Source organism: Pelagimonas sp., from assembly GCF_058892305.1.
Genome location: NZ_JBZXVN010000030.1, coordinates 26,760 through 52,399, shown reverse-complemented (window position 1 = coordinate 52,399; position 25,640 = coordinate 26,760). Strand labels below are relative to the sequence as shown.

The window sequence follows — 25,640 nt, the reverse complement described above, 5'->3', positions numbered from 1 at the left end:
TGACGAAACAACATGGTGCTCCATGAAAATTGGTATCTTGCAAACCGGCCTTGTGCCTGAAAACCTGGTGGAAGAGCACGGGGAATACCCCGAGGTCTTTATGAAATTCCTGACCGGATACGGGTTTGAGTTTGACAGCTACTCGGTTGTGCGCGGCGAATTTCCCTCTGACCCTGAGGCCGCGGATGGCTGGCTTATCACCGGGTCCCGCCATGGAGTTTACGAAGATCACCCATGGATTGCTCCGCTCGAGGATTTGATCCGTGGGGCCGTGGCTGCGGGCAAGCCGATTGTCGGCATCTGTTTTGGTCACCAAATCATCGCTCAGGCCCTTGGCGGTCGGGTCGAAAAACACGATGGCGGCTGGGCGATTGGTCCACAAGACTATGATCTAAATGGCCAGAATGTCACTCTGAACGCATGGCATCAGGATCAGGTCATCACCCCGCCAGTCGGGGCCGAAACCGTTGGCAGCAATGCGTTTTGCACCCATGCCGCGCTTCTCTATCCGGGCAAGGCCTATTCGGTGCAACCGCATCCTGAATTTAGCGACGCCTATACCCAAGACCTGATCGACACGCGCGGCCCCGGTATTGTACCCCAAGATATCCTTGATCAAGCCGCCACAAAACTCGGCACGCCGCTATCGGCGCAAAAGCTCGCCGATCAATTTGCCCTGTTTTTCCGCGAAGGGAGGATCGCATGAGCGATTTGATAAAAGACCTACCCGAAGCCGCGCAAACCTATCTGACCGGCCATCGTTTGGACGAGGTGGAGTGCATCATCGCTGACCTGCCCGGCATTGCGCGGGGCAAGGCGGTTCCAGCGTCGAAATTTGCACGCCAAGACTATTTCCATCTACCGGATTCGATCTTTTTCCAAACGATCACAGGCGGATGGGGCGAAGCCGCCGATGACGACGGTTTCATCGAAAAAGACATGCTGCTCCGCCCAGATATGAGCACAGCCTCGGCCGCACCTTGGACCGGGGATTGGACGCTTCAGGTCATTCATGACGCCTATGATCGGCACGGTGACCCGATCCCCTATTCGCCCCGTAACGTGTTGAAACGTGTGGTGGACCTTTATCACCAACAGGGGTGGGAACCGGTGGTTGCGCCGGAAATGGAATTTTTCTTGATCGCCCGCAACCTTGACCCGGCGCAAGACATCAAGCCGATGACCGGCCGATCGGGCCGCCCCGCCGCCGCCCGTCAGGCTTATAGCATGACCGCCGTTGACGAATTTGGCCCGGTGATCGACGACATCTATGATTTCGCCGAAGCGCAAGGGTTTGAGATCGACGGCATCACCCAAGAAGGCGGTGCGGGACAGTTGGAAATCAACCTCTTGCACGGCGATCCGGTCAAGCTGGCGGATGAGGTATTTTACTTCAAACGGCTGATCCGCGAGGCAGCATTGCGCCATGATTGCTTTGCCACCTTCATGGCCAAACCCATCGCCGACGAACCCGGCAGCGCCATGCATATTCACCATTCGGTGTTGGATATGGAGACCGGACAAAACATCTTTGTCGGCCCGCAAGAGGGCGAAACGGACGCGTTTTTCCACTTTATCGGCGGGCTACAAAAACATCTGCCCGAAGCGATTGCCGTGCTGGCACCGAATGTGAATTCCTATCGCCGCTATGTGCGCGACCATGCCGCTCCGATCAATCTGGAATGGGCACGCGACAATCGCACAACCGGTATCCGCGTGCCGCTTTCTAGCCCCCAAGCCCGTCGGGTTGAAAACCGCATCGCCGGGATGGATTGTAACCCCTATCTCGGCATCGCGGCCTCGCTCGCCTGTGGCTACTTGGGCATGATGGAAAAACTGCGCCCGTCGGCGCAATATCGCGGCGATGCTTACCAAGGCGAAGGCGATATTCCCCGTGTTCAAGGTCAAGCATTGGATCGCTTTGAAAAAGCCACAGCTTTGCATGAAGTCCTTGGCCCCGAGTTTGCGCGGGTGTTTTCGATTGTGAAACGGGCGGAATATGATGAGTTCCTGCAGGTGATTTCGCCATGGGAACGCGAACATCTTTTGCTCAACGTCTAACGGTGGCCACCTTTGAGCCCTTTGAGCGATCAGACATTTGGGGGAACGGCCTGTGAATCTGCTTTTTGCCAATGACAAACGCGGTGAACATCCCGAAAGCTGGTACGCCGCGACCGCCGGCGACGTGCCCGATTACGACCGTTTGCGCGGCGCGACACAGGCGGATGTTTGCATCATTGGCGGTGGGTTCACCGGCCTGTCGGCGGCGCTCCATCTGGCAAAGGCCGGTGTTGATGTGGTGTTGCTCGAGGCACAGCGTGTCGGTTTTGGGGCCTCGGGCCGCAACGGCGGGCAACTTGGCTCGGGCCAACGTCAGGACCAGCAGGAGTTGGAACGCATGGTCGGCAATGATGCCGCGCAAAGGCTTTGGGATTTGGGGGAAGACGCCAAGGCTTTGGTGCGTGATCTGATTGCCGCCCACAGTATCGATTGCGCGCTTAAAAACGGGGTCGCTTGGGCCGGATCATCGACAAAGTCGGTGCGCTGGACCCATGACTATGCCGACCATCTGTCGCGCCAATATGGTTATGACATTGATGTTTTGGACAAAGACGCCTTTTCTCGTCTCTGCCCCTCCCCCGCCTATCAAGGTGGTATTCTCGACAAGGGCGCGGCGCATTTACACCCGCTGCGCCTTGCCCTCGGGCTGGCCCGTGCGGCCACAACCGCTGGTGCAAAAATTTATGAACGCGCCCATGTCCACAACGTGAAACCGGGAACGAAAATCCGGATTGCCACAGACACCGGCCATGTCGAGGCCAGTCACCTGATCTTTGCCTGTAACGGCTACCTTGGCGGCTTGAACCGCAAGGTCGCCGCCCGCGTGATGCCGATCAACAATTTCATCGTCGCCACCGAACCTTTGGGGGAACGTGCCGCCGATGTCTTGGCCCAAGACGTGGCCGTCGCTGATGATCGTTTTGTCGTCAATTATTTCCGACTATCCGAGGACAAGCGTCTGCTGTTTGGAGGCGGGGAAAGCTATGGCTACCGATTTCCAAGGGACATCCGCGCCACGGTGTCCAAGCCAATGTTGCACGTCTTTCCGCATCTCCGTGACGTCTCGCTAGAGTACGCTTGGGGTGGTACGCTGGCTATCACGATGAAACGTATGCCTTATTTGGTTCGTCTGGCCCCCAATATATTGTCTGCGTCGGGCTATTCCGGGCACGGGGTTGGCAATGCCATTCAGGCCGGTCGCCTGATGTCCGAAGCGCTACGCGGCCAATCCAATGGTTTTGACGTCTTTGCCGCGATTCCTAGCACCGGGTTTCCCGGCGGCGGCGGATTTCGTACTCCGCTACTCAGCCTTGCTATGAGCTGGTACGCGCTGCGCGACCGCCTGGGCGTTTAGCACCCTACCCTGATGACAATTTGGTAAATTTCGGCCGACTGGCGCGGAAAATTCTTGGCCTGTGCGCCCTCCTGAATTAAGAATAACGAAAACCGCAATTCAGGAAATTGAAATTCATGCTTCCGAACATGCACGACGCAGAACCGATCCCCGAAGCTGCCCGCGCCGAAATCGACCGGCTTTTGCAATCAGGTGACCTGTTTCGCTATCACGCCCCCGAAAATGCTCCAGTGTCCTTACTGGAACAGGAATTCGCATCGGAGCTGGGAAGCAAATATGCCCTTGCAGTGTCCAGCTGTTCGGCGGCTTTGTTTCTGTCGCTCAAGGCTTTGGGCCTGCCCCGCGATGCCCGCGTGATGATCCCGGCCTTTACCTTTGCTGCGGTTCCATCATCGGTAATCCATGCGGATTGCGTTCCGGTATTGTGCGAAGTCGGCGATAACTACCGCATCAATCTGTCGGATTTTGAGGCCAAACTCACCGGTGTTCAGGCGGTCATCATCAGCCACATGCGCGGCCATACCTCGGATATGGATTCGATCATGGCCCTTTGTGACGCGCGCAATATCCCGGTGATCGAAGACGCCGCCCATAGTCTTGGCACCACATGGCATGGGCGCAATATCGGTACAATCGGCACGGTCGGTTGCTTTAGTTTTCAAAGCTACAAGATGATCAACGCCGGCGAAGGCGGAATCATGGTGACCGACGATGCCGATCTTGTGGCGCGCGCCGTCATTCTTTCTGGTGCATATGAGCATAACTGGCGCAAACACATGGATCGCAAAGATAATTCCGCCGAATTGGAAGCGGCCTTTGCCCGTTGGCAGAACAAATTGCCCCTGTATAACCTGCGCCTATCCAACCTTGCGGCGGCGGTGATCCGTCCGCAAATCCCGGCTCTCAAAGACCGGGTTCACGCCGGACGGCGCAACCATGATCACGTTGCTGCTTTGATCAACCAAAGCCCATGGATTTCGGTTCCCGCCAAGCTTGATCCGGAAAACCGTGCGCCGGATTCCTTGCAACTCAACCTTGATGGGATGAGCGATAGTGATGTTCAGGCTTTTGTGGGCGTAGCGGCGGAGATGGGCGTCAAAGTTCAGGTCTTTGGCCTGACAACCGACAACGCCCGTGCCTTTTGGAATTGGGAGTTTTTGCCGGAGCAGGTTGAGCTTCCACAGACACGCGCGATGCTCATGCGGGCCTGTGACACACGACTCCCTGCGCGTTTGACCCAATCGGATTGCGAGGCCGTCGCCGCCGTCCTGACTCAAGCCGCCGAACAGGTCATGGGGCCGTTGCGCGTTTACGGAACCTGATTGTTACAAACAAAAATGGAGGGGCAAAAAACCCCTCCAATCTCAAAACATAGTGCTGCTTTACTTGTCCAACTTGGACAGTTTGCTTTGCAAATCACTCAACTGTTTGCGAATTGCTTCAAGGTCTTCACCCTCTTCTGGTGCGTCCTGAGTCGGAGTTGTTCCCCCGGCGATACCGCCCGTCATAGCCTTCATAAACGCTTCTTGTTGCGCTTGCATGGCCTCAAATCCCGGCATTTGGGTCAACGGGTTCATTTTGGCCATCGGATTGGCCCCGCCCATATTCTCCATCCACTTGGATTGGCTATCGCGAAACATCTCAAAACTGGCGGCCAAAAACTGCGGAACCGAGCTTCCGGCTTGGGTCGTGTAGCTGCGCACCAAGTCCGTCAAGACATTGATCGGAAGAACACTTTCGCCTTTGCTCTCGTGTTCGGCCACTATCTGCAACAAGTATTGACGGGTCAGGTCATCACCCGATTTCAGATCAATAATCTCAACATCACGACCATCACGGATGAATCCGGCAATGTCCTCCAGCGTCACATAGTCAGACGTCTCCGTATTATAGAGCCGCCGACTGGCGTAGCGTTTTATCAGTAGCGGCTTATCTTTGTCAGCCATCCTCGCCTCCCCTGCGATGCAGCAATGCAGAAAAGCTTATGCGAGCGCAGAAGAAAAAGAAAGCCTGCCATAAGGATAGCGGCGAATTCGCCGCGTTAGAACAGGCTGCCTTGTTCCGGCTTTGGTGGCGTTTGCGATTTTTTCGTCGGTTTTCTTGGGGTTGCGCCGTCGCCGACCACCAGTTTCCCGTCGGCGAATTCGATTTCCAAAGCCTCGGCTTTCTTTGCACCCGCAGCGGTTGTGACCACATCGCCATCCCCGCGCACAACCGCATAGCCGCGCCGCAGCGTTTCCTTGTAGCCCAAAGTTTCGCGCAACCGGTCCAGCGCATCCAATTTGGATTGCGCCTCTGAAACCCGCCCGCGTTGTGCCTCGTCCAACCGGCGGGACAGCCCAACAAGCCGATCAGATTGCACAGCAATTTCCCGCCGAATTGGGCGCGGAGATAACCGGCCAAGCCGTTGCCCCAAAGCTTCGCGCCGGGTTTGTACCAACCTCATAAGCGCCGGTTGAAGCCGTGTTGCGCGATCCGACAAGCGCGATTGTTCCGTTGCAATGGCGCGGCTCAACACACCGGGGCGCAGGCTCCCGGCGCTTTCAGACAGGCGTAGGCGTTGGCGGTCAACCAAACGCCGCAACCCAGCGGGGAGTTTATCCCCCATGATATCAAGCCGCTGGCGTGGCCCATCCAACAAGGTTTCTGCACGCGGCATCGCGCGTCCCAAATCCCGCAACCTTTGGCCACGGTGTTCCAAACGTTGCTCCACCGCGCGGGTCATTCGCGCATCATAGTCGCGCAGCCCGGCCAAAAGCTCCATGCGCACCGGCACCGCCAACTCCGCCGCCGCAGTTGGGGTTGGGGCTCGCATATCCGACACGAAATCAATCAGCGTCGTATCGGTTTCGTGTCCAACGGCCGAAATCAACGGAATGTCCGACGCCGCCGCGGCCCGCGCCACGATCTCTTCGTTAAACCCCCAAAGGTCTTCGACCGAGCCACCGCCCCGCGCCACAATCAACAAATCGGGGCGTGGCATCGCGCCCCCCGGTGTCATACGGTTGAACCCCTCAATGGCGCGCGCGACTTCGGGGGCGCATTTCGCGCCCTGAACGGCCACTGGCCAGACCAAAACCTTGCGTGGGAAACGATCGCGCAAACGGTGCAGGATATCGCGGATCACCGCCCCCGAGGGCGAGGTCACAACCCCAATAATTTCGGGCAGATAGGGAAGTTTTTTCTTGAGAGCAGGTTCAAACAACCCTTCGGCTTGCAACTGCGCCTTGCGCTTTTCCAGCATCGCCATCAAGGCCCCGGCCCCGGCTGGGCGGATTTCTTCGAGGATGATCTGATACTTGGATTGACCTGGAAAGGTGGTCATCTTGCCGGTGGCGATGACCTCCATGCCCTCTTCGGGTTGGGTCTGTTGACGTGCGGCAACACCCTTCCACATGATCCCGGAAATGACCGATTTGTCATCCTTGAGGTCAAGATAGATATGCCCGGACCGTGGCCGGCTAACTCGCCCAACTTCGCCGCGCACCCGTACAAACCCAAACTCGCCCTCAATCGTGCGTTTGACCGCACCCGACAGTTCGGAAACCGTAAATTCCGGGGCGTTATCCGTGGCCTCTTCGGGGCCGTCGTCGAAAAGATCCATGTGCGTCTCGATCGTTAAATTGTCTGCAATCTATGCTGTTCTTTCTTTGGGTTCCAGACGTCTTCGCTTTGAATACGCCACCTTACCCCCAGTTGGATCTCTTGTTAGGAATGCGCGGCATGGCGAGCAACCGACGCGCATTCACCCCAATGATAACGACCATCGCCAGAAAGCTAACACCAAACAACCAATAGTTTTGGCTGACCACCGCGACGCACGTAAGCCCGAAACAAACACAGGCTGCCAATAAAAACGGCGGACCTCTCTCAACAAGAAACCAGATTCGATCGGGCGGATTTTGTCCAAACTCACGTTGGTACAACTCCAACGTTTTTTGATATTTCATGGACTCTGAAGTTGGATTTTCGTGGGGTGAATAATGTAATTTTTGTCCAATAGCGTCTATGCAAATCTGATTCCACTCATTGTGATCCATCAGGGAGTGCTGCAGCCAAACCTCATCCACAAAAGAAGACGGCTGGACGTCCCTAGGAGCAATCAGGTGTAGATACGCAAACCGCCGGTATTCGAAGAGCATCTGAGAGATGTCATCAGATTCATAATCTAACACGTTGCAAAGATGGGCTTCGAAACTGTCACTGGGTCCAGCTGGCGAAAACTGATATTCAGAAATTCGCGACCATAGGTCTGGGTCACTTAGAGAACCATTCATACCTGTATCTCTTGCCGTTTTTACCTGCGCCCATTAGACCGCCCCCAACGGATACCAAGGGGACCATGCGATGAACATCCTTATTCTCGGAAGCGGCGGGCGCGAGCACGCATTGGCATGGGCGACCTTGCAAAACCCCAAGTGCGACAAACTGATCGTCGCGCCCGGCAATGCGGGTATCGCGCAAATCGCCGAATGCGCGCAATTCGACATCAACGATGGTGGCGTGGTTGCCGAATTCGTCTCTGAGAACGCCATTGATCTGGTGATCATCGGCCCCGAAGCCCCGCTTGCCGCCGGTGTTGCCGATCGCTTACGCGAGGCGGGTGTCTCGGTCTTTGGCCCCTCAGCAGCGGCGGCCAAACTCGAAGCTTCCAAAAGCTTTACCAAGGAAATCTGCGACGCCGCAAATGCCCCCACCGCCGCCTATGGCCATTTCACCGATGCAGAGGCCGCCAAGGCGCATGTGCGCGAAACCGGCGCGCCGACCGTGGTCAAGGCCGATGGTCTGGCCGCCGGCAAAGGTGTGATCATCGCCGAAACCGTCGCCGAAGCCGAAGCCGCGATTGACGATATGTTCGGAGGAAGCTTTGGCGCGGCAGGTGCCGAAGTGGTGATCGAAGAGTTTATGACCGGCGAAGAGGCGTCGTTCTTTGTGCTGGTTGATGGCGACATTTGCCTGCCCATTGGCACGGCCCAAGACCACAAACGCGTTGGCGAAGGCGACACCGGATTGAACACCGGCGGAATGGGCGCGTACTCCCCCGCGCCAATCATGGCTGATGCGGTCACCCAAAAGGCGTTGGACGAGATTGTGCGCCCGACCATGGCCGAAATGGTCAAACGTGGGGCCCCTTACCAAGGCGTTTTGTATGTCGGTTTGATGATCGAAAACGGTCAACCGCGTTTGGTCGAATATAACGTTCGTTTTGGCGACCCTGAATGTCAGGTCTTGATGCTGCGACTGGGCGCTCAGGCCTTTGACTTGATGCAAGCCTGTGCCGAAGGCCGGTTGGATGAGGCACAGGTCACATGGGCGGATGATCACGCGATGACCGTGGTTATGGCCGCCGATGGCTATCCCGGTTCTTATGAAAAAGGCACCGAGATCAAAGGGCTGGATGACCTGCAGGCCGATAGTTTCAACATGATGTTCCATGCCGGCACCACCGCCGAAAATGGCAAGGTTTTGGCCAGCGGCGGACGGGTTTTGAACGCCACAGCGCGCGGTGAAACCCTACAAGAAGCCCGTGATCGCGCTTATGCGATGGTGGACGCGGTGGATTGGCCCGAAGGGTTTGTGCGCCGCGACATTGGCTGGCGCGCGTTGAGCTAAGCCGGAAAACAACACCATATTTGCAACAAACGGGGGCCAATCGGCCCCCTTTTCTACACGCAAGTAAAGTGATGCGGCTTTAGGGGGTCATCACCCCTTGTTCCGTCACGATCATGTCCAAGGGTTGGTCTGTCGCCTCAAGCGGTAAATCTTCGGCCTCTTGCGCGGCAAAGGCAAAGCCAATGGCCAGCGTCGGACGTTTGGCCCGCAACCCTTCCAATGTGCGATCATAAAAGCCGCCGCCATAGCCCAAACGCCCCCCCGTGCGGGAAAAGGCCACCAAAGGCACAATGACAATTTCGGGCTCGATAAACTGTGGATTTTCGGGGATTTTCGCCCCAAATGGCCCATCTTTCATGGCGCAGCCCGGCTCCCAGAGCGCGAACTTTAGCGCTTGCCCGGCGGCAATGATCACCGGAACACTCACCTGGCCGTGGGCCGCGGCCTCTTCCATGGCGGGCACCGGGTTTATCTCGGTCCGGATCGGCATGTACCCCGACAGGGGCACGCCGCGATAGCCCGCCAGCAAACTGCTCAGATGCCCCGCAGCCCCGGGGGGACGCGTATCATAGGCGGCTTTGCGCAGGGCAAAGGCCTCTTTTCGTGCGACGGCTTTGCGCTCATCCAAATCCATTTTGCGCCCCTTTTGCGCCCCTATAGCAACACCATGACAGCCAATCCAAGGAAGGCAAAGAAGCCAACCACATCGGTTACGGTTGTCACAAACGCCCCCGAGGCCAGCGCCGGATCAACCCCGGCCTTTTCAAGAACCACGGGGATCGCAATCCCGGCAAGCCCGGCAACGACCAGATTGATCACCATAGCGGCGGCGATCACCGCGCCCAAGGCGGGAGAGTCAAACCAGATCACCCCGACAATCCCCATAATCACGGCAAAGGCGACGCCGTTGACAAGGCCCACCAACACTTCCCGTCGGATGACCCGCCAGATGTTGGCTCCGGTCAAATCCTTGGTGGCCAAAGCGCGCACCGCAACCGTGAGCGATTGCGTTCCCGCATTGCCCCCCATCGAGGCGACGATCGGCATCAACACCGCCAAAGCCACAAGTTGCGAAATCGCCTCTTCGAATTGCGCAATGACCAGCGAGGCCATCACCGATGTTACCAAATTGACCGCAAGCCAGGGAAAACGCCGTTTGGTCGTGTCGATCACCCGGTCAGACAGGCGGCTTTCACCGTCAACACCCGCAAGGCGTAGAATGTCTTCTTCGTTTTCCTCGTCCAAAACCGCCATGGCATCGTCAATTGTGATCACGCCAACAAGCCGGTCGTTTTCATCCACAACCGGCGCGGAGATCAGGTGATATTGGTTAAACGCATAGGCAACCTCGCCCTCGTCCTGCAGCACTGGTATGGTTTGAAACGTCTCTTCAAGGATTGATTTCAACAACACTTCGCGACGGGATGACATCAACCGCCCAAGGGTGATATTCCCCACCGGACGCAAACGCGGATCGACCAGAACCACATGATAAAACTGCTCTGGCAGGGTGTCGTTATTGCGCAAGTAATCAATGGCTTCGCCAACATTCCAATGCTCGGGGGCCATCACAACTTCGCGCTGCATCAAGCGCCCAGCAGAAAAATCAGGATAGGTCAGTGACTGTTCAACCGCCGCCCGGTCACTATCCTCCAACGCCTCTAGAATAGCCTCCTGTTGCGGCTCATCCAAGTCTTCGAGAAGGTCAACAACATCGTCGGATTCAAGATCGCGCACCGCCTCGGCGAGAACCTGCGGTTTTAGAAGGCCAATCACCTCTTCGCGGATCGCATCATCAAGTTCCGACAGAATTTCACCGTCGAATTCCTGATCATACAGGCGCACTAAACGCATACGATCAAAGGCGTTGATCTGTTCCAAAAGGTCAGCAATATCGGCCGCATGAAGCGGATCCATCATCGCCAACAGCGACTCGCGATCCTCGCGATCTACAGCAAACAGAACCTGCGCGACATCCTTGCGATCCAGCGCATATTCCCCATCTGTTTCTGCCACCTGTTTTTGGATGTCATCAGCCATACGCACCTCCGGGGAATCTTGGCCTGACTTTAGGGCATGGGCTTGCGGGGGAACAGGGTACTTGCGCAATGATACTGCGGCAATTTACCTTTGACCTTCTTGCGCTTAACGTGGCGCATCATATCAGGAGCCCCCATGATTCAAACTTGCCTGCATCTTGGACAAACCCTTTGGTTCGACGGTGATCCCTTTGCCAAGGGGATTGGCGCGGCCCGCCATGAAACGCGCGGGGCCGTGTTGGTGGAGAAAGGGACAATTCATGCAGTTGGCCCCGCTGCGGACCTGCGGGCGGCCTATCCCTGGGCAGATGTTGTTGACCACAAGGACGGGTTAATTGTCGCCGGGTTTGTTGATGCCCACGCTCATTATCCGCAAACCGGGATCATCGCCAGTTGGGGCAAGCGTCTGATTGATTGGTTGAACTCCTACACCTTTCCCGAGGAAATGCGGTTTGGCGATCGCGCCTATGCCGACGATATTGCCGGGCGCTACCTGGATTTTCTATTGGCGAACGGCACGACGAGCGTTTGTTCTTTCTGCACTATTCACCCTACTTCTGTTGACGCGTTCTTTTCGGCGGCGGCGGATCGCAATATGCGGGTTTTTGGCGGCAAAACCTGTATGGATCGTAATGCGCCCGATGGGCTGCGCGATACGGCCAAAAGCGCCTATGACGACAGCCGTCGCTTGCTCGAACATTGGCATGATCGCGGGCGCGCGTCTTATGTGATCACACCGCGGTTTTCGCCGACATCAACACCCGAACAGCTCGAGGCGCTTGGGGTCCTTTGGGCCGAAAACCCCGAGTGTTTAATGCAAACACATCTCAGCGAACAAACCGATGAGATTGAGTGGGTCAAAGGACTATATCCACAGGCCCGCGATTACCTCGACACATATGAGGCCTATGGATTGCTTGGTGAAAAAGGTCTCTATGGCCATGCGATCCATTTGGAAGATCGTGAAAAGGATCAGCTCAAAGACGTTGGTGGGTCTCTCATCCATTGCCCGACCTCTAACACCTTTATCGGTTCGGGATTGTTTGACATGGCCGGGTTGAAATCTGCCGGGCATCATGTAGGGCTTGCCACCGATACGGGGGGCGGCTCGTCTTTCTCGATGTTGCGCAGCATGGCCGCCGCCTATGAAATCGGTCAATTGCGTGGCACAGCACTACATGCTGCTGAATTGATTTGGTTGGCCACCGCAGGCTCGGCTCGGGCGCTGCATCAACACCATCGGATCGGTAATCTCGGCGCGGGGATGGAAGCCGATTTCATTATTCTCGATCTGGCCTCGACTCCTGAAATCGCCCAGCGCAGTAGCCGGGCGCTAGACATTTGGGAAGCATTGTTTCCAACCATTATGATGGGAGATGATCGCGCGATTTCGGCCACTTACGTGGCGGGACGCAAAGTTGGAAAATCGTAAATCATTGGTGCCGCTTACCCGCGGCACCCCGGCTTGCCCAGCACCATAACCCAAATATCACCGGGGGCACGCACCAACCCGTATTCTGTGACACGACGATTTAACATGTTTTTGCGATGCCCCGGCGACGCGGCCCATCGGCCCATAATTTCAGTCAAACTCTGTTGCCCTTTGCCGATGTTTTCCGCAACGACACAAGGGCCGTATCCCGTCCGTCGCACCCGTTTCATCACATTGGATCCATCAGATCCACCGTGCGAAAAGAACCCTTTTCGCGACATGTCCATAGCGTGCGCCATGGCGGCCTTTTCAAGTTTCGGTGACGGTTTTACCGCGCCAAGGCCTTGCTCTGCGCGCAACCCATTTAGCATTTGGCGTGCCTGTTGGGCGGCCGCCGATTGGCCTAGGCCGATCACTAATGTCAAAATCAAAACAAAGCGCAACATGGCGTTCCCCATTCTGGTGCTACAAGGCGTTACAAACGTTCACTCAGAGCCTGTGCTAGCTGATTCTGTTTAACAATGGCCTTCTCGAGGTCAATCCCTGTGACGTGTCCATCGCGCACCACGTGCCGCCCTTCAACCAATAGATGTTTCACCGTCAGAGGTCCGGCCAACAACAGGGCCGCCGGGTCCCAGCTCCCCGCACTTTCAATGCCACTCACGTCCCAAAGCGCCAGATCGGCCCGCTTTCCGATGGCGATCTGACCACAATCATGCCGGCCCAGCACCTCGGCCCCGCCGCGCGTGGCGATGCGCAAGGCTTCGCGAGCGCTCATCGCGTCGGCCCCATTGACGACGCGTTGCAAGAGCATGCTTTGCCGCGCCTCAAGGATCATGTTTCCCGCGTCATTGCTCGCTGATCCATCGACCCCAAGGCCCACTTTCACTCCGGCATCGCGCATCGCACGCACAGGAGCAATGCCAGATCCAAGCCGACAGTTAGAGCATGGGCAATGGGCCACGCCGGTTCGGGATTTAGAAAATAGATCAATCTCTTGCCCGTCAAGTTTGACACAATGCGCGTGCCAAACATCATTCCCGGTCCATCCCAAATCTTCGGCATATTGTCCGGGACGGCAACCAAATTGCGCAAGGCTATAGGCAATGTCCTCGTCGTTTTCTGCCAAGTGGGTGTGCATCATCACACCCTTGTCCCGCGCCAAAATTGCGGCATCGCGCATCAACTCGCGACTGACCGAAAACGGTGAACAAGGGGCGACCCCAACGCGCACCATCGCCCCGTCACACGGGTCATGAAACCCGTCAATCACGCGAATGCAATCTTCAAGAATGGCTGTTTCGTCCTCCACCAAACTGTCCGGGGGCAAGCCGCCATCGCTTTCACCAATGCTCATAGCGCCGCGTGTCGGATGAAACCGGATACCCAATTCTTGCGCCGCAAATATCGTATCCTCAAGGCGCGCACCGTTTGGGTAAAGATAAAGATGGTCCGAACTCATCGTACAGCCCGAGAGCATCAGTTCGGCCAATCCAACCTGTGCCGAGGTAAACATTTCCTCAGGGCCAAAGTGCGACCAAATTGGGTAGAGTGTTTTCAGCCACCCAAAGAGCAACGCGTCCTGACCACCCGGTACTGCACGGGTCAGGGTTTGGTACAAATGGTGATGCGTGTTCACCAATCCCGGCGTCACAACACATTTTTCTGCGTCGATCACCTCGCCATCACTTTGTAAAGATGGGCCGATTTCGGCAACAACACCGCCCGTTATGCGGATGTCACATTGGGTCAATTCACGGCCCAAATCATCCATCGTCAAGACAGCTTGGGCGTTACGGATGAGGGTTTCCTGCATCACGATCTCCGCCCTTTTCGGTGTGTCGAAAACCGATGACGCCAGAAAAGGGAAGGACGCGTCTACCGATTCTTAATCTTGATCTTGCCTCGTTTAAACGTGTCTTTGCAAAATGGCCAACGCCTTGGCGTGGAGTTCCTCGTTTGCCGCAGCAATAGCGCGCCCGCCATTATGAGCACGCCCACCTTGCCAATCCGTTACCACACCACCGGCCGCTTCAACAATGCCGATTGGCCCCTGAATATCGTAGGAATTCAACCCCGCCTCGATAACGAGATCAATCTGCCCCGCAGCCAACAACGCATAGGCATAACAATCCATCCCGTATCGCACGAGCTTCACTTGCTCCGCCACTTTGTGGAAAGCCGCTCCTTCTTCGGGGCTACCTACCTCTGGGAAAGTAGTAAAAAGGGTTGCTTCCCCAAGGTCTTGCGTGGCTTTGGTACCAAGGGCACCGCCGCCGTGCGGACCCGTCCAATCTGCGCGCCCCAGACCGCCAATAAATCGTTCACCAATATAGGGTTGGTCGACCACACCTAAGATCGGCCCAGAGGAATCTGACACTGCGATCAGCACCCCCCATGTGGGTGTTCCCGACACAAATGCCCGGGTCCCATCGATCGGGTCCAAAACCCAAGTCAGGCCGCTGTCGCCGTCTTGTTGGCCATATTCTTCGCCCAAAATGGCATCAGAAGGTCGGCGTTTCGCCAAGACATCGCGCATGGCGCGCTCTGCCCAACGATCCGCTTCGGTGACCGGATCGTAGCCAGTTTCAAGCTTGTTTTCAGCCAATAGCGTTGAAGTTCGAAACAACGGCAAAATGGCCAATCTGGCCGCGTCGGCCAAAGCCTCCGCGGTCGAAATCAGCTCTTTTGCTGTCTCAGATGAGACCATGTCGCGCCCTCCGGTCCGATGTTGCCACCGTGCTACCGCAAGGCTGCGTTAGGCTCAAGCAACGTCAGACAGAACACGCGCCAATTCAAACAAACGGCGGCGCTGATTTTCAGGAATCGCATAGTAAGAGCGAACCAAATCAAGTGCTTCCTTGTCACCAAGGATATCAGCCGGAACGTTGTCAGAAGACTGCGACGGTTCAGAACCCTCGGTCTCGATCCCTTCAAAGAAGAAGCTGACTTTAACTTCAAGCGCATCGGCGATGTCCCAGAGACGTGACGCGCTAACGCGGTTGGCCCCGGTTTCATATTTCTGGATCTGTTGGAATTTGATTCCAACTTTTTCTGCCAGCTGTTGCTGTGTCATCCCCACCAGCCAACGGCGGTGGCGAATACGTTTGCCGACATGTACATCTACTGGATGCGCCATACTAAGTTTCCCGTTCTTTGTTTCATGGGCGGGCCGAATAGGACGCGCCATGCGCCGCTAGTACTACTCAACCCGAACCTGTGCGCTTCATAACATGACTTGGTACAGCAAAAATGAGGTTAAGATCAAGTCACGCACAGTCGTAAAGATGGTAAAATTGCTCGCAAATCAACACAAAGTTGCAATTTTCCCGTTATTGTCTCCTTTTACTCAACCTAACGTTAGACAACGAGCCTTGTTTGACAGGGCCAGCTGTTAAAGGCACTCATGCACGCAAAATCGGAGAGACCAATGCGCGCTTATCGACTCACATCACACGAATCCCCCCCAACCCTCTTAGATTGTGCTGTACCTTCACCAAAACCCCAAGAGCTGTGCCTAAAGATCGCCGCCTGCGGGCTGAATTTCGCCGATCTTCTTATGATGAAAGGCACTTATCAAGAAACGCCCTCCCTGCCCTTTACTCTGGGCATGGAAGTCTCTGGTGTTGTGACATCCATCGGAGAAAACGTCTCCGGCTTTGCAATCGGAGATCGGGTCGCCGTTTACGGCGGACAAGGTGGATTGGCTGAATATGGCTGCTTTGACGCCAACCGCGCCGTCAAACTGCCCGATTCCATGGGGTGGGTAGATGCCGCAGCATTGCAAATTGCCTATGGGACATCCCACGTCGCCCTTGAACATCGTGCTCATTTGCAACCTCGCGAAACGCTCCTTGTCCTTGGAGCCGCAGGCGGTGTCGGATTAACCGCAGTTGAAATCGGCAAACTCATGGGCGCGCGCGTGATTGCTTGCGCCCGGGGGGCAGATAAACTTCAAGCTGCAAAAGCAGCCGGGGCGGATCATCTCATCGACGCCACAACCGATGACATCCGCGAGGTAATGAAAGCATTGGGCGGTGCCGATGTCGTCTATGACCCTGTTGGCGGCGATCAATTCACCTCCGCCTTCCGCTCTTGCAACCCCGAAGCGCGTATTTTGACAATTGGCTTCGCCTCAGGAGACGTCCCCCAGATAAAAGCCAACCACCTCTTGGTCAAAAACATCTCGGTTCTAGGCTTGTACTGGGGCGGCTACCTCAGCTTCCGCCCCGATGTGTTAACCAAGTCACTGGGACAACTTATGGAATGGCACACACAAGGCAAAATCAAACCTCATGTTAGCAATACCTTTACGCTGGATCAGGTCGCCGACGGGCTCGAAATGCTTCGAACCCGGAAATCAACCGGCAAGGTCGTTATCGAGATTGCCGATCTCTAAGGCATAGGCTGGAGGGTGGGCCGCTGCGTCCCAAAGGGACGCGGCCGGGGCGTTCTTCAGGCGTGCCTATTCCTGTTCCTTCGCCCAAACCATATCAATCATGTCCTGTGTCCCTTTCGAAAACTCCAAGGGGCACGGGTAATCCACCCCATCCAGTACCGACGCATTAAAGGCCTCGACCTGATACACATAGTGATTGTCCGCAGAATACCGTATCGTCTGCACGTCCAAGCCGCCAACACCCTGAGTTTGCAACTCAATACGCGCTTCGCCATACAGATTGGCATTAAAGGGCGCAGTCAACCGCATGACCCCTTTGTCGCCGTGAAATACCATCTCTTGCCATGGTGCCATACGCATCGAAACCACGCCCGTATAATGAAAAGACGGAAACCGTGCGGTAACATGGCTCCAGACGTCCACACCATTTTCGCGGCAAATTTCGGTGCTCAAAATCTCCTTGGGCTCCTCCCCGGTTAGAAACCGCGCCGCCCCATAGATATACACACCAATATCAGGGATCGCGCCGCCGCCCTTTGCCGGATCTTGGCGGATATTACTGACATCCGCCGAATTATCATATGAAAACGCGCCATTGACCCGCATCAGCTTGCCAATCGCTCCGGCCTCATACAGCGCCTTGGCGCGTTGCCATTGCGGATGATGCACAATCATATAAGCCTCAGCCGCCAACAGCCCGGTCGCGTCGCGTTTTGCTATGACAGGCTCAAAATCCGACGCGGTCATCGCAAGGGGTTTCTCAACCAAAACATGTTTGCCTGCATCAAGGGCCTTTAGCGCCCATTCCACATGCAAATGATTGGGCAGCGGGATGTATACCGCATCGACATCGGGCGAGTTGACCAGCGCATCATAGCTGTCGAAAACCGCAATGCCCGGTGCGATAGCCTCAAACGGCTTGGCCTTCTCCGCAGAGGACGTCGCCAACGCCACCAGCTTTCCGCGCCCCGCCGCGTTGATCGCGGGCCCCATATGCTCGCGGGCAAATTTCGCCGCGCCTAGAATACCCCATCGTACAAATGTCATCGCAACTCCTCCTCCCCCTCACATAGCGCCAGGGCCGTGTTAGCGCCACCAATAAGTCATTTCAGCGGCTCTATGAACACTCAGCACCAAAACAAAGGCCCCTTTCCGGGGACGACGGAAAGAGGCCTTTGCCAGGGAGGAATTTAGGGAGGACAGTCCGGTTGGCCTGCCCCTTACTCGTTAGGCACGTACCAACATGCCCTGCTCACGCGCCAATTCGCGCATGCGTTTTTGCAGCTTTTCAAAGGCGCGCACTTCGATCTGACGAATGCGTTCTCGGCTAACATCGTATTGGCCAGACAGCTCTTCCAACGTCACCGCGCTTTCGGCCAAACGGCGTTGTGTCAGAATGTCCTTTTCACGATCATTCAAAACATCCATAGCCTCGGCCAACAGCTCACGACGCGCTTCTAGTTCGTTGCGCTCGGCATAATCACCGGCCTGATCGGCATCTTCATCCTCAAGCCAATCCTGCCATTGCATGGTGCCTTCACCTTCGGAGCCGACCGTGGCGTTCAAGGAGGCATCCCCGCCCGACATCCGTCGGTTCATCGACACAACCTCATCCTCGGTCACCCCCAAATCGGTGGCGATCTTTTCGACATGCTCGGGGCGCAAATCGCCCTCTTCCAAGGCTCCAATACGGTTCTTTGCCTTGCGCAGGTTAAAGAACAGTTTTTTCTGGGCCGACGTCGTGCCCATTTTCACCAAGGACCACGACCGTAGGATATATTCCTGAATGGCGGCGCGAATCCACCACATCGCATAGGTCGAGAGACGAAACCCCTTGTCAGGGTCAAAGCGTTTGACAGCTTGCATCAGACCAACATTGGCCTCCGAAATCACCTCGGCCTGCGGCAAACCATAGCCGCGATAGCCCATGGCGATTTTCGCAGCCAAACGTAGGTGGCTGGTGACAAGCTTGTGGGCTGCACGGCTGTCTTGTTTCTCAACCCAGGCCTTTGCGGCCATGAATTCCTCTTCAGGTTCCAGCAAGGGAAACTTGCGGATCTCTTGTAAATAGCGGTTCAGCCCGCCTTCAGGCGTTGGGGCTGGAAGGTTTGCGTAATTGCTCATGTCCCTGTTCCTCCAATCAATGTTATGACCGTTAACATCCAGATAGGCAGCGCTAACACCCGTTTCAAGGGCTATGCTGCCAAAAGGTTAAGCTTCAGATAAATCAACTTTGGCCGAATGTAAGGCATATGTCCGTGCGCTCACGCACAGGTGCTCTGTGTTACATCCAAGTTTACGAAGTCTTAACCAAGACCGACAGTCAGGAAATCCGCCGCTCGCGGTGCAACAACCGCTGTTCTGCGGCCTTTAAGCGGCGAAGCGCCTCATCCTCGTTGGCAGCATTGCGCCAAATCTTGAGACAGGACTGCGCCGACCATGGCAAAACGGCCCCGGCCATCCAACACCGCAATTCTGGCGGCAAGGCATCAAACTCGCGCATTTTGTTCCGCCCGGGTCGGGATTTCTTGAGATGTGTTTTGCCAAGATTGCTCATCAATATCGTCACTGCCAAAAAGTACTGCAACGTTATAACATAACGCTCCGCCAATCAAAAGCAGATTTTGGAGGCCCCCACAATGCCCCAACACAAGGCTCACCGCCAGAACCCGCTCCTATTGTCCCGGTGCTTTATCGCAGCAGCGCCAGCAACTCCGCCATGTCCGCCGGAATCTCGGCCTGAAACAACAGCGCCTCCCCGGATACCGGATGGTCAAATCCCAGCTCGCGTGCGTGCAAGGCTTGGCGATCAAATGCCATCACCGCCTTATGCGCCTCAGGGGTGATCGCTTTGGCCGACACTTTGCGCCGCCCGCCATAGACTGGATCCCCAACCAAAGAGTGCCCTGCATGGGTCATGTGAACCCTAATCTGATGGGTGCGCCCAGTTTCCAATCGACATTCCACCAAGGATAACGTCGTTGGGGACCCGTAGCGTTCCAACACCCGCGCATGGGTGATCGCGTGGCGCCCCTGCCCGTCAAAAAACACCGCTTGGCGTTGGCGTTCGGTTTTGTGCCGCGCCAATCCACTGGTGATCGTGATGTCACCACGCCCTCCCGCCGACACGCCTTTGGTGCCCATCAAACGCGGGTCTGCCGGATCAGGCACGCCATTGACCAGCGCAAGATAGGCCCGCTGGGCCGTATGTTTTTCAAACTGTTTGGCGAGGCCATGATGGGCCCGGTCCGATTTCGCCACCACCAGCAACCCACTGGTGTCTTTGTCAATGCGGTGCACGATGCCGGGGCGCTTTTCGCCCCCAATACCGGACAGGTCCCCGCCAAAGTGATGCAACAAGGCGTTTACCAAGGTGCCGTCCGGCGTACCAGGGGCCGGGTGCACAACCATCCCTGCTGGTTTATTGACAACACAAAGGTCTTCGTCTTCCCAAACAATGTCCAACGGAATGTCCTGAGCTACCACGTCATAGCTCACCGCTTCGGGCACTTTGATGTGAATCTCATCTCCCTCGTGCACAGCAATTTTGGCATTGTCCAAAACAACACCGGCGCGGGTCACAGCGCCCTCAGCAATCAACCGGGCCAAGCGGGTGCGCGATAGGGCCGCCTCCTCTGGCACATCACGCGCCAAAGCTTTATCAAGACGGGACGGCGGATTGGCCGCGATGGTGATACAAAGGTTGGTCATGGACACCCCACAAGGCGAAAATACGGGCGATAGTCTGCCCGAACCACCCCAGTTGCGCTTTCTGCGTCTTCTGGTGACGGTCCTTACGGGCGTGATGATTGCGGGGATCGTGCTGATCCTCGGCTTGATCTGGCACCGCTATAACAACGCTCGCGCCCCTCTGCCAGAGGTGATCACCCTTCCCGGCGGGGCAACGGCCACGGCGTATACCCAAGGGCCGGATTGGTACGCGGTCGTGACCGATGAAAACCAAATCCTGATTTTTGACCGTGCCAGCGGGAAACTGCGTCAGGAAATCGGGATTACACCAAACGACCAATAGGCGATCAGCGCCTCTGTTTCCCGCTGCTGCGTCCTTTGGCCGAGCCAAGAGGCCGGTCAAAATCCAGTAGACACCACGAGGGTTTCCGACAGTTTTTCAACCCTGCCCAGCATCTGCCAGATACGTCTCATCTGTGAGCTGATCAAGGCAGCCAAAGACCTGCCGACACCACCAGAATGTTGTTTCTTTGGAAACAACATTGCGTTCAAAATGGGTCCAATCACTTGGGGAAAACAATGACATCTACCGAACGGGTTATGAACGGCTGGCAGCTCGTCTGCTTTAGCGCCTTAAGCGCGCCTTTGGCCATGATAGGCTTTGCGGTGGTCAGCTTTGTCCCAACGTTCTACGCCATTGACATGGGGCTTGGATTGGCCTCCGTGGGTGCTGTTTTTATGTTTGGCCGGTTCTTTGACGTTTTCACTGATCCGTTGATTGGCGCTCTGAGTGATCGAACGCGCGGCAAATGGGGGCCACGTCGGCCGTGGATGTTTTTTGCGTTTCCCGGCGTTTTGCTATTTGCGTGGTTGCTTTTTCGGCCACCAGAGGCGGTGGGATCGCCCTATCTGTTCTGTGTGGTTTCCGGGTATCTCTTGTTTGTAACCGCTTTTGACGTCCCGTATTCCAGCATCGGTCTGGAGATTTCCAAAAACGTTCACGAACGCTCGGTTTTGGCAGGAACGAAAGCCGTTTTCCAAATCTTAGGGGCGCTGATTGCCTCTTTGGTGCCTGTTCTCATCGGCTCTCAAATGGGCGTGTCGCTCAGCGCCTTGGCCATGGTTTTCTTAGTCTCTATGCCTTTGGCGTTGATACTCTTTCTGGTCTGGTCACCTCGTCAAAACCGATCGGTGTCACGTCCTCGACCAAATCTCTGGGACGCGTGGCGCAATTGCCTGCGGAGACCCGCATTTCGAAGGCTGATGGTCGCGTTCTTCGCAGTCCAAGCCGCAAACGCCATGACCATTGGCCTTTTGGTTCTGTTTGTCAGTCATGTCTTGCAAGCACCAGAGATGGTCGGATCAATGTTTCTAAGTTTCATTGTCGCCACCGGGCTTTTTGTACCGCTATGGATAGTTTTGTCGAAAAAGATTGGCAAACAACGAACATGGATTTCCGCAATAGTCGCCTGTTCGCTGTTTTTGCTCGGAAGCTACGCAATCGACGCAGGTGACATTGGCCTGATGCGGGCAATTTGCGTCGGGTTGGGGGCCTGCATGACCTGCGATGCCGTCATGCCAACCTCCATGTTGGCGGATATCGTCGCTCAGGACGAAACCGAGAGCGGCCACCCAAGAGCGGCAAGCTATCTGGCCTTAAAGAACGCCGCCTCGAAAATGGCCTTTGTTGCGCCCATGGGCGTGGCATTTCCGGTTTTGGGACTGGCCGGATTTGACAAGTCCGGCATCAATAGCCCAGAAACATTTGGTGTTCTCTTGTTCTTTTTTGCGGGGGGGCCGGTCATTTTGCGGCTGGTGGTCGCAGGATATTTATGGCGCAAGACCGACAGACGCGTGGCTCGCCCCTCCATAACATGACCCAAAACGTTGCTCCCCCCTCTGCCGAAGAAATTCGCGCCGAAGAAGCCCGTATGTTACGCGATCGAGCCGTTGGCTCGGCACGTTCGGTGTTTTTGCTGATTGGTGTTATCGCAATCAGCCTCGCGTCGGTTCATCTCTATGTTGAGGCCATGATTTGGGCGGGCCTCGCCTCTGTCATGGTCTCAATTACGGTCTTCTACGCGCGATCTTGGGGGCCCTCCCAAGACACCCAAAGCCAGGTGAACCGATATCTTTTGGGACATGTCGTAATATCGTCCTGTACCGGTCTGCTTTGGGCGTTTGGGGCCGTTCAACTGGCTAGCCCGGCCTCTGAACTTCAAACCTTTTTGGCAGGTCTCTTTGTAACATCCATCACAGCAGGCGGTGCCATGGCCGGAACGGTTTATCGTCCTGGCTATATTGCGTTGGCCGCATGTTCCCTACTGCCCTTTGGCCTCTATCTTTTGATAACAATGGAAGGTGTCCTGCGAATTTACGGTGGGTTTATCCTGTTTTATTTCACCTTCTGCTTTACAACAAACAAAACGGCCAGCCAAAAAACCCGCGACGCGATTGCCGCAAAATTGGCCAGCCGAGAAGCCGAAAAAGCCTTGCAAGAATTTGCCGATGCGGCCAAGCAACACCGCGTCACCAAACGATCAGTCGAAGCCATTCGGCATGATATGGCCCAACCTCTTCTGGCCCTGCGGAATTTCTTATCCGAACTGGATCGGCAAGCCGCCTCACCAGAACATGCCATTCTTGTCCGCCAAATCCGCTTGGCACTGATCAGCCAGGAAGCCCTTGTCGAAGAACTCTCCAACGTCGAGAAACCATCGCTTGAACTGAAGAGATCCATGATTGATGTAGAGGAGCTACTGTCCCAACTCGAGGATGAATATCGCCCTCAATTTTCGACGGCCTTCTGTGACTTTGTGATCCAAAATGAGGTCAAAGACATCGTCTGCGACCGCGCCAAATTAGAGCGGATCTTGCGCAATTTCTTGAGCAACGCGGTGAAATATGGGGCCTCGGGAGGATTGGTTAAACTGTCTGTGCTCTCAGATGAACACGAGAGCCGATGGGAGATAGCAGACCAAGGACCGGGCATAAGCTCGGAACACCTGCATGCCATTGAGCAGAATATTCCCCTGATGCCTTCAGAAACTGGAAGCGGCTTGGGTCTTGGGATTGCGCGGCAACTCGCAAGCGAGCTCGGCGGGGCGGTCTCAGTGGTCTCCCAGCTTGGCCAAGGCACAACAATTTCTTTGCACTTGCCTCACCAAGATATTTCCGGCGCACAGGATCAGGCATTTGTCTTGTGTATCGGAGAGGACAACCTTCCTGAGATCGGAGCCTGGGCAGACATCGTTTCGTCCTGGGTCTGGCAATTCGCCCATGCGGACACTGTCGAAGCAGCCAAGCAGTTGATCGGCCTTTTAGGGCAAGTACCGGACATCATCGTATTAAACCTCCCTAAGGGTCAAAAACCGTCGTCAGAGGACATCACGGTTCTGGAGCAAATCGCACCGGTTGTTCATCTCTTGCCCAAAGCGGCCCCTTTTCCGCCGCCCGCTACCAAAAACTCCATTGCCCTGCCTATTGGTGAATACGATCTGCGTCAGGCGCTTGAGCGTTTACTTCAAAACAACGCCAGTTCGCGGGCGCGCTGAACGGCGGCGGCACGATTTCCGACTGAGAGCTCGCGGAAGATTGCTTTGGCATGTGTTTTGACAGTGTTTTCGCTTATCGACAGGGTTCGCGCGATGTCTTTGTTGGTGCTGCCATCCGCCATCATCGAAAGAATGCGCTGTTGTTGCGGGCCTAGTTTTGGGCGTACAATCGTATCGGTGCCATCTGAGTTGAACATTGTCCGTCGCGCTCCTTTGAGAACCGAAGTCGCGGCAAGTGGTCCCGCGTCATACGCGGCTTGAATGGCGTCAAGAAGGACCTGTTCCTCACACGACTTGTGAACAAAGCGAAAAGCGCCAACCATTTCGGCATTTCCGCGTGTTATCGCATCTTCCGATGCTGAGAGCACAATCACCTGCACCGCAATTTCACGAGCCCGCAACGCACCGATAAGGGCAATTCCGTTGATCTGTTTCATTGCGAGATCGGTAATAACGACATCGTAACGATGGCCAGCGTCGACTTTTTCTAAAAACTCTGTTGCAGTGGTAAAGCTATCAACCCGAAGATTCAGCGCGCAATTGCCAAACACATACAATAACCCCTGCAAAAAAAGCGCGTGGTCATCAATCAGTGCCAGCCGGATCGGCTGATCGGCGTTTGTCAAATCAACCAAATTGGACATGTCCTCTGTGTCGTTGCCAAAAATAGTCGCGTTCCGACCATGGGCACAATCCCTTTTTCACAGTGGCCGGACGATATTGCTCTCATCAGGGACTTCCGTTTTAAGCGCGCGAACGAGGGGTCTGGCCCTGACGCTTCAACACGCTCCGCAATCCAGTCCCGATTTTCTCTACGGTCTCAAGGTCATGTTGCCAGTGGCACATCCTTTGCTCGATAGAAGCGATGTCGAAGAACCCCAGATAGCTCTCGGCAGTTTTGTCAAATAGGGGTGCGACCCGAGGGGCGTTCTTAAGCTTGTTAAAGCAGCGTTCGACCATGTTTCTCAACCGATACAGACCGTGATCAACTTCGACGCGCATCTTGCGGGTTTTGCGCATATGGATTTGAGGCAAAACATCGCGTTCAGTCATTATTTTTCGAATGCCATCAGCATCATCCCCCCACCGACAGGGTTTGTACAAAAGCTGTCATGCGTATCTTCAAAGAAAAGGCCCGCGCATGCGTATCACGTAGGCCGGGCCACGACAAAAACGGGCACGACAAAAACGGGGATGAGGTTGGGGTTATTAGATCACGTGGATTGCAAAGGTGTGCCCACCGGTGCTCAATGCTGCGTGAATCGTTCCAGACGATGCTGCGGAACACACTCGGCACCAAAGGGATAAACACTTGCCGAGGTGACGCTAAGGTATTGACATCTAATCCATTGTTACTGGATTACAGCGTCCTAATCGTCAGAAAACTGGCTGGGGTGGTAGGATTCGAACCTACGATACACTGTACCAAAAACAGCTGCCTTACCACTTGGCTACACCCCAACTGTGGAGCGCTATCTACGATGCAAAATCACAGGGT

24 protein-coding genes, 1 tRNA gene and 1 pseudogene are annotated in these 25,640 nt (G+C 55.6%); 10 read left to right on the top strand and 16 right to left on the bottom strand.

The window, feature by feature from the left end; translation table 11 throughout:
• The first annotated feature begins 22 nt into the window (after positions 1 to 22).
• The 4 genes from AC5EFR_RS12460 to AC5EFR_RS12445 all read left to right on the top strand — a co-directional run bounded on the left by AC5EFR_RS12460 (position 23) and on the right by AC5EFR_RS12445 (position 4,737).
• Positions 23 to 706, top strand: coding sequence for a type 1 glutamine amidotransferase (locus AC5EFR_RS12460; RefSeq protein ID WP_493576127.1), 684 nt, complete (start codon positions 23 to 25; stop codon positions 704 to 706).
• On the top strand, positions 703 to 2,061 hold the full coding sequence (locus AC5EFR_RS12455) for a glutamine synthetase family protein (protein WP_493576126.1): 1,359 nt from the start codon (positions 703 to 705) through the stop codon (positions 2,059 to 2,061). The genes AC5EFR_RS12460 and AC5EFR_RS12455 overlap by 4 nt, the downstream gene beginning before the upstream one ends.
• Positions 2,062 to 2,113: 52 nt before the next feature.
• Positions 2,114 to 3,415, top strand: a complete 1,302-nt coding sequence (locus AC5EFR_RS12450) for an NAD(P)/FAD-dependent oxidoreductase (RefSeq protein WP_493576125.1) — start codon at positions 2,114 to 2,116, stop codon at positions 3,413 to 3,415.
• 128 nt (positions 3,416 to 3,543) lie between these two features.
• Positions 3,544 to 4,737 carry a DegT/DnrJ/EryC1/StrS family aminotransferase gene (locus AC5EFR_RS12445; protein ID WP_493576124.1) on the top strand — a complete coding sequence of 398 codons (1,194 nt, stop codon included), beginning with the start codon at positions 3,544 to 3,546 and terminating at the stop codon, positions 4,735 to 4,737.
• Between the two features lie 60 nt (positions 4,738 to 4,797).
• Here AC5EFR_RS12445 and phaR read toward each other — a convergent pair whose 3' ends face one another.
• From phaR to AC5EFR_RS12430, 3 genes are all read right to left on the bottom strand, one after another.
• Positions 4,798 to 5,361 carry a polyhydroxyalkanoate synthesis repressor PhaR gene (gene phaR, locus AC5EFR_RS12440; protein ID WP_493576123.1) on the bottom strand — a complete coding sequence of 188 codons (564 nt, stop codon included), beginning with the start codon at positions 5,359 to 5,361 and terminating at the stop codon, positions 4,798 to 4,800.
• Between the two features lie 95 nt (positions 5,362 to 5,456).
• Positions 5,457 to 7,019, bottom strand: coding sequence for an exodeoxyribonuclease VII large subunit (gene xseA, locus AC5EFR_RS12435; protein WP_493576122.1), 1,563 nt, complete (start codon positions 7,017 to 7,019; stop codon positions 5,457 to 5,459).
• Positions 7,020 to 7,101: 82 nt separating this feature from the next.
• Entirely contained in the window at positions 7,102 to 7,692 is a 591-nt protein-coding gene (locus AC5EFR_RS12430; RefSeq protein ID WP_493576121.1) for a hypothetical protein, read from the bottom strand.
• A 70-nt stretch (positions 7,693 to 7,762) separates the two neighbouring features.
• On the opposite strand from AC5EFR_RS12430, the gene purD reads away from it, so the two are divergent.
• Positions 7,763 to 9,028 (top strand): phosphoribosylamine--glycine ligase, encoded by a 1,266-nt coding sequence (gene purD / locus AC5EFR_RS12425; RefSeq protein ID WP_493576120.1) that lies wholly within the window; start codon positions 7,763 to 7,765, stop codon positions 9,026 to 9,028.
• Positions 9,029 to 9,107: 79 nt separating this feature from the next.
• On the opposite strand, the gene AC5EFR_RS12420 is transcribed toward purD, so the two are convergent.
• Positions 9,108 to 9,662 (bottom strand): 5-formyltetrahydrofolate cyclo-ligase, encoded by a 555-nt coding sequence (locus tag AC5EFR_RS12420; protein WP_493576119.1) that lies wholly within the window; start codon positions 9,660 to 9,662, stop codon positions 9,108 to 9,110.
• A 20-nt stretch (positions 9,663 to 9,682) separates the two neighbouring features.
• Entirely contained in the window at positions 9,683 to 11,068 is a 1,386-nt protein-coding gene (gene mgtE / locus AC5EFR_RS12415) for a magnesium transporter (protein WP_493576118.1), read from the bottom strand.
• A gap of 135 nt (positions 11,069 to 11,203) precedes the next feature.
• Here mgtE and guaD point away from each other — a divergent pair, with 135 nt between their 5' ends.
• Positions 11,204 to 12,499, top strand: coding sequence for a guanine deaminase (gene guaD / locus AC5EFR_RS12410; RefSeq protein WP_493576117.1), 1,296 nt, complete (start codon positions 11,204 to 11,206; stop codon positions 12,497 to 12,499).
• 14 nt (positions 12,500 to 12,513) lie between these two features.
• Here guaD and AC5EFR_RS12405 read toward each other — a convergent pair whose 3' ends face one another.
• From AC5EFR_RS12405 to AC5EFR_RS12390, 4 genes are all read right to left on the bottom strand, one after another.
• Positions 12,514 to 12,945, bottom strand: coding sequence for a CAP domain-containing protein (locus tag AC5EFR_RS12405; protein WP_493576116.1), 432 nt, complete (start codon positions 12,943 to 12,945; stop codon positions 12,514 to 12,516).
• Between the two features lie 29 nt (positions 12,946 to 12,974).
• Positions 12,975 to 14,315 carry an 8-oxoguanine deaminase gene (locus AC5EFR_RS12400; RefSeq protein ID WP_493576115.1) on the bottom strand — a complete coding sequence of 447 codons (1,341 nt, stop codon included), beginning with the start codon at positions 14,313 to 14,315 and terminating at the stop codon, positions 12,975 to 12,977.
• Positions 14,316 to 14,408: 93 nt separating this feature from the next.
• Positions 14,409 to 15,209 (bottom strand): histidinol-phosphatase, encoded by an 801-nt coding sequence (hisN, locus tag AC5EFR_RS12395; RefSeq protein WP_493576114.1) that lies wholly within the window; start codon positions 15,207 to 15,209, stop codon positions 14,409 to 14,411.
• Positions 15,210 to 15,263: 54 nt separating this feature from the next.
• Positions 15,264 to 15,638: a helix-turn-helix domain-containing protein gene (locus tag AC5EFR_RS12390; protein ID WP_493576113.1), complete on the bottom strand. Its 375-nt coding sequence runs from the start codon at positions 15,636 to 15,638 to the stop codon at positions 15,264 to 15,266.
• Between the two features lie 291 nt (positions 15,639 to 15,929).
• On the opposite strand from AC5EFR_RS12390, the gene AC5EFR_RS12385 reads away from it, so the two are divergent.
• Complete coding sequence (locus AC5EFR_RS12385) at positions 15,930 to 16,898, top strand: NADPH:quinone oxidoreductase family protein (RefSeq protein ID WP_493576112.1); 969 nt, start codon at positions 15,930 to 15,932, stop codon at positions 16,896 to 16,898.
• 66 nt (positions 16,899 to 16,964) lie between these two features.
• Here AC5EFR_RS12385 and AC5EFR_RS12380 read toward each other — a convergent pair whose 3' ends face one another.
• From AC5EFR_RS12380 to AC5EFR_RS12365, 4 genes are all read right to left on the bottom strand, one after another.
• On the bottom strand, positions 16,965 to 17,945 hold the full coding sequence (locus AC5EFR_RS12380; RefSeq protein WP_493576111.1) for a Gfo/Idh/MocA family protein: 981 nt from the start codon (positions 17,943 to 17,945) through the stop codon (positions 16,965 to 16,967).
• 180 nt (positions 17,946 to 18,125) lie between these two features.
• Positions 18,126 to 19,022 carry an RNA polymerase sigma factor RpoH gene (rpoH, locus tag AC5EFR_RS12375; RefSeq protein ID WP_493576110.1) on the bottom strand — a complete coding sequence of 299 codons (897 nt, stop codon included), beginning with the start codon at positions 19,020 to 19,022 and terminating at the stop codon, positions 18,126 to 18,128.
• A gap of 199 nt (positions 19,023 to 19,221) precedes the next feature.
• Positions 19,222 to 19,455, bottom strand: a complete 234-nt coding sequence (locus AC5EFR_RS12370; protein ID WP_493576109.1) for a DUF6525 family protein — start codon at positions 19,453 to 19,455, stop codon at positions 19,222 to 19,224.
• A gap of 134 nt (positions 19,456 to 19,589) precedes the next feature.
• On the bottom strand, positions 19,590 to 20,609 hold the full coding sequence (locus AC5EFR_RS12365) for an RluA family pseudouridine synthase (protein WP_493576108.1): 1,020 nt from the start codon (positions 20,607 to 20,609) through the stop codon (positions 19,590 to 19,592).
• Here AC5EFR_RS12365 and AC5EFR_RS12360 point away from each other — a divergent pair.
• The 3 genes from AC5EFR_RS12360 (at position 20,608) to AC5EFR_RS12350 (ending at position 24,142) form a co-directional block, all read left to right on the top strand.
• On the top strand, positions 20,608 to 20,931 hold the full coding sequence (locus AC5EFR_RS12360) for a DUF6476 family protein (RefSeq protein WP_493576107.1): 324 nt from the start codon (positions 20,608 to 20,610) through the stop codon (positions 20,929 to 20,931). The two genes, AC5EFR_RS12365 and AC5EFR_RS12360, sit on opposite strands and share 2 nt — an antisense overlap.
• Positions 20,932 to 21,167: 236 nt before the next feature.
• Positions 21,168 to 22,466, top strand: coding sequence for an MFS transporter (locus AC5EFR_RS12355; RefSeq protein ID WP_493576106.1), 1,299 nt, complete (start codon positions 21,168 to 21,170; stop codon positions 22,464 to 22,466).
• The gene (locus tag AC5EFR_RS12350; RefSeq protein WP_493576105.1) at positions 22,463 to 24,142 is read left to right on the top strand and encodes a sensor histidine kinase; all 1,680 of its coding nucleotides are present in this window, start codon (positions 22,463 to 22,465) and stop codon (positions 24,140 to 24,142) included. The genes AC5EFR_RS12355 and AC5EFR_RS12350 overlap by 4 nt, the downstream gene beginning before the upstream one ends.
• On the opposite strand, the gene AC5EFR_RS12345 is transcribed toward AC5EFR_RS12350, so the two are convergent.
• From AC5EFR_RS12345 to AC5EFR_RS12335, 3 genes and pseudogenes are all read right to left on the bottom strand, one after another.
• A complete protein-coding gene (locus AC5EFR_RS12345) occupies positions 24,112 to 24,786 on the bottom strand; it encodes a response regulator transcription factor (RefSeq protein ID WP_493576104.1) in 675 nt (224 codons plus the stop codon). The two genes, AC5EFR_RS12350 and AC5EFR_RS12345, sit on opposite strands and share 31 nt — an antisense overlap.
• Before the next feature lie 193 nt (positions 24,787 to 24,979).
• Positions 24,980 to 25,225: pseudogene (locus AC5EFR_RS12340) on the bottom strand (IS5/IS1182 family transposase); the annotation flags it as partial.
• A gap of 303 nt (positions 25,226 to 25,528) precedes the next feature.
• Positions 25,529 to 25,603 (bottom strand) — tRNA-Gln (locus AC5EFR_RS12335).
• Positions 25,604 to 25,640: the final 37 nt, after the last annotated feature.

Bases quoted from the DNA above. Each gene is read 5' to 3' on its own strand.
- AC5EFR_RS12460 (WP_493576127.1), top strand. From the start codon at position 23: ATGAAAATTGGTATCTTGCAAACCGGCCTTGTGCCTGAAAACCTGGTG.
- AC5EFR_RS12455 (WP_493576126.1), top strand. From the start codon at position 703: ATGAGCGATTTGATAAAAGACCTACCCGAAGCCGCGCAAACCTATCTG.
- AC5EFR_RS12445 (WP_493576124.1), top strand. From the start codon at position 3,544: ATGCACGACGCAGAACCGATCCCCGAAGCTGCCCGCGCCGAAATCGAC.
- phaR (WP_493576123.1), bottom strand. From the start codon at position 5,361: ATGGCTGACAAAGATAAGCCGCTACTGATAAAACGCTACGCCAGTCGG.
- xseA (WP_493576122.1), bottom strand. From the start codon at position 7,019: ATGGATCTTTTCGACGACGGCCCCGAAGAGGCCACGGATAACGCCCCG.
- AC5EFR_RS12430 (WP_493576121.1), bottom strand. From the start codon at position 7,692: ATGAATGGTTCTCTAAGTGACCCAGACCTATGGTCGCGAATTTCTGAA.
- purD (WP_493576120.1), top strand. From the start codon at position 7,763: ATGAACATCCTTATTCTCGGAAGCGGCGGGCGCGAGCACGCATTGGCA.
- AC5EFR_RS12420 (WP_493576119.1), bottom strand. From the start codon at position 9,662: ATGGATTTGGATGAGCGCAAAGCCGTCGCACGAAAAGAGGCCTTTGCC.
- mgtE (WP_493576118.1), bottom strand. From the start codon at position 11,068: ATGGCTGATGACATCCAAAAACAGGTGGCAGAAACAGATGGGGAATAT.
- guaD (WP_493576117.1), top strand. From the start codon at position 11,204: ATGATTCAAACTTGCCTGCATCTTGGACAAACCCTTTGGTTCGACGGT.
- AC5EFR_RS12405 (WP_493576116.1), bottom strand. From the start codon at position 12,945: ATGTTGCGCTTTGTTTTGATTTTGACATTAGTGATCGGCCTAGGCCAA.
- AC5EFR_RS12400 (WP_493576115.1), bottom strand. From the start codon at position 14,315: ATGCAGGAAACCCTCATCCGTAACGCCCAAGCTGTCTTGACGATGGAT.
- hisN (WP_493576114.1), bottom strand. From the start codon at position 15,209: ATGGTCTCATCTGAGACAGCAAAAGAGCTGATTTCGACCGCGGAGGCT.
- AC5EFR_RS12390 (WP_493576113.1), bottom strand. From the start codon at position 15,638: ATGGCGCATCCAGTAGATGTACATGTCGGCAAACGTATTCGCCACCGC.
- AC5EFR_RS12385 (WP_493576112.1), top strand. From the start codon at position 15,930: ATGCGCGCTTATCGACTCACATCACACGAATCCCCCCCAACCCTCTTA.
- AC5EFR_RS12380 (WP_493576111.1), bottom strand. From the start codon at position 17,945: ATGACATTTGTACGATGGGGTATTCTAGGCGCGGCGAAATTTGCCCGC.
- rpoH (WP_493576110.1), bottom strand. From the start codon at position 19,022: ATGAGCAATTACGCAAACCTTCCAGCCCCAACGCCTGAAGGCGGGCTG.
- AC5EFR_RS12370 (WP_493576109.1), bottom strand. From the start codon at position 19,455: ATGAGCAATCTTGGCAAAACACATCTCAAGAAATCCCGACCCGGGCGG.
- AC5EFR_RS12360 (WP_493576107.1), top strand. From the start codon at position 20,608: ATGGACACCCCACAAGGCGAAAATACGGGCGATAGTCTGCCCGAACCA.
- AC5EFR_RS12365 (WP_493576108.1), bottom strand. From the start codon at position 20,609: ATGACCAACCTTTGTATCACCATCGCGGCCAATCCGCCGTCCCGTCTT.
- AC5EFR_RS12355 (WP_493576106.1), top strand. From the start codon at position 21,168: ATGACATCTACCGAACGGGTTATGAACGGCTGGCAGCTCGTCTGCTTT.
- AC5EFR_RS12350 (WP_493576105.1), top strand. From the start codon at position 22,463: ATGACCCAAAACGTTGCTCCCCCCTCTGCCGAAGAAATTCGCGCCGAA.
- AC5EFR_RS12345 (WP_493576104.1), bottom strand. From the start codon at position 24,786: ATGTCCAATTTGGTTGATTTGACAAACGCCGATCAGCCGATCCGGCTG.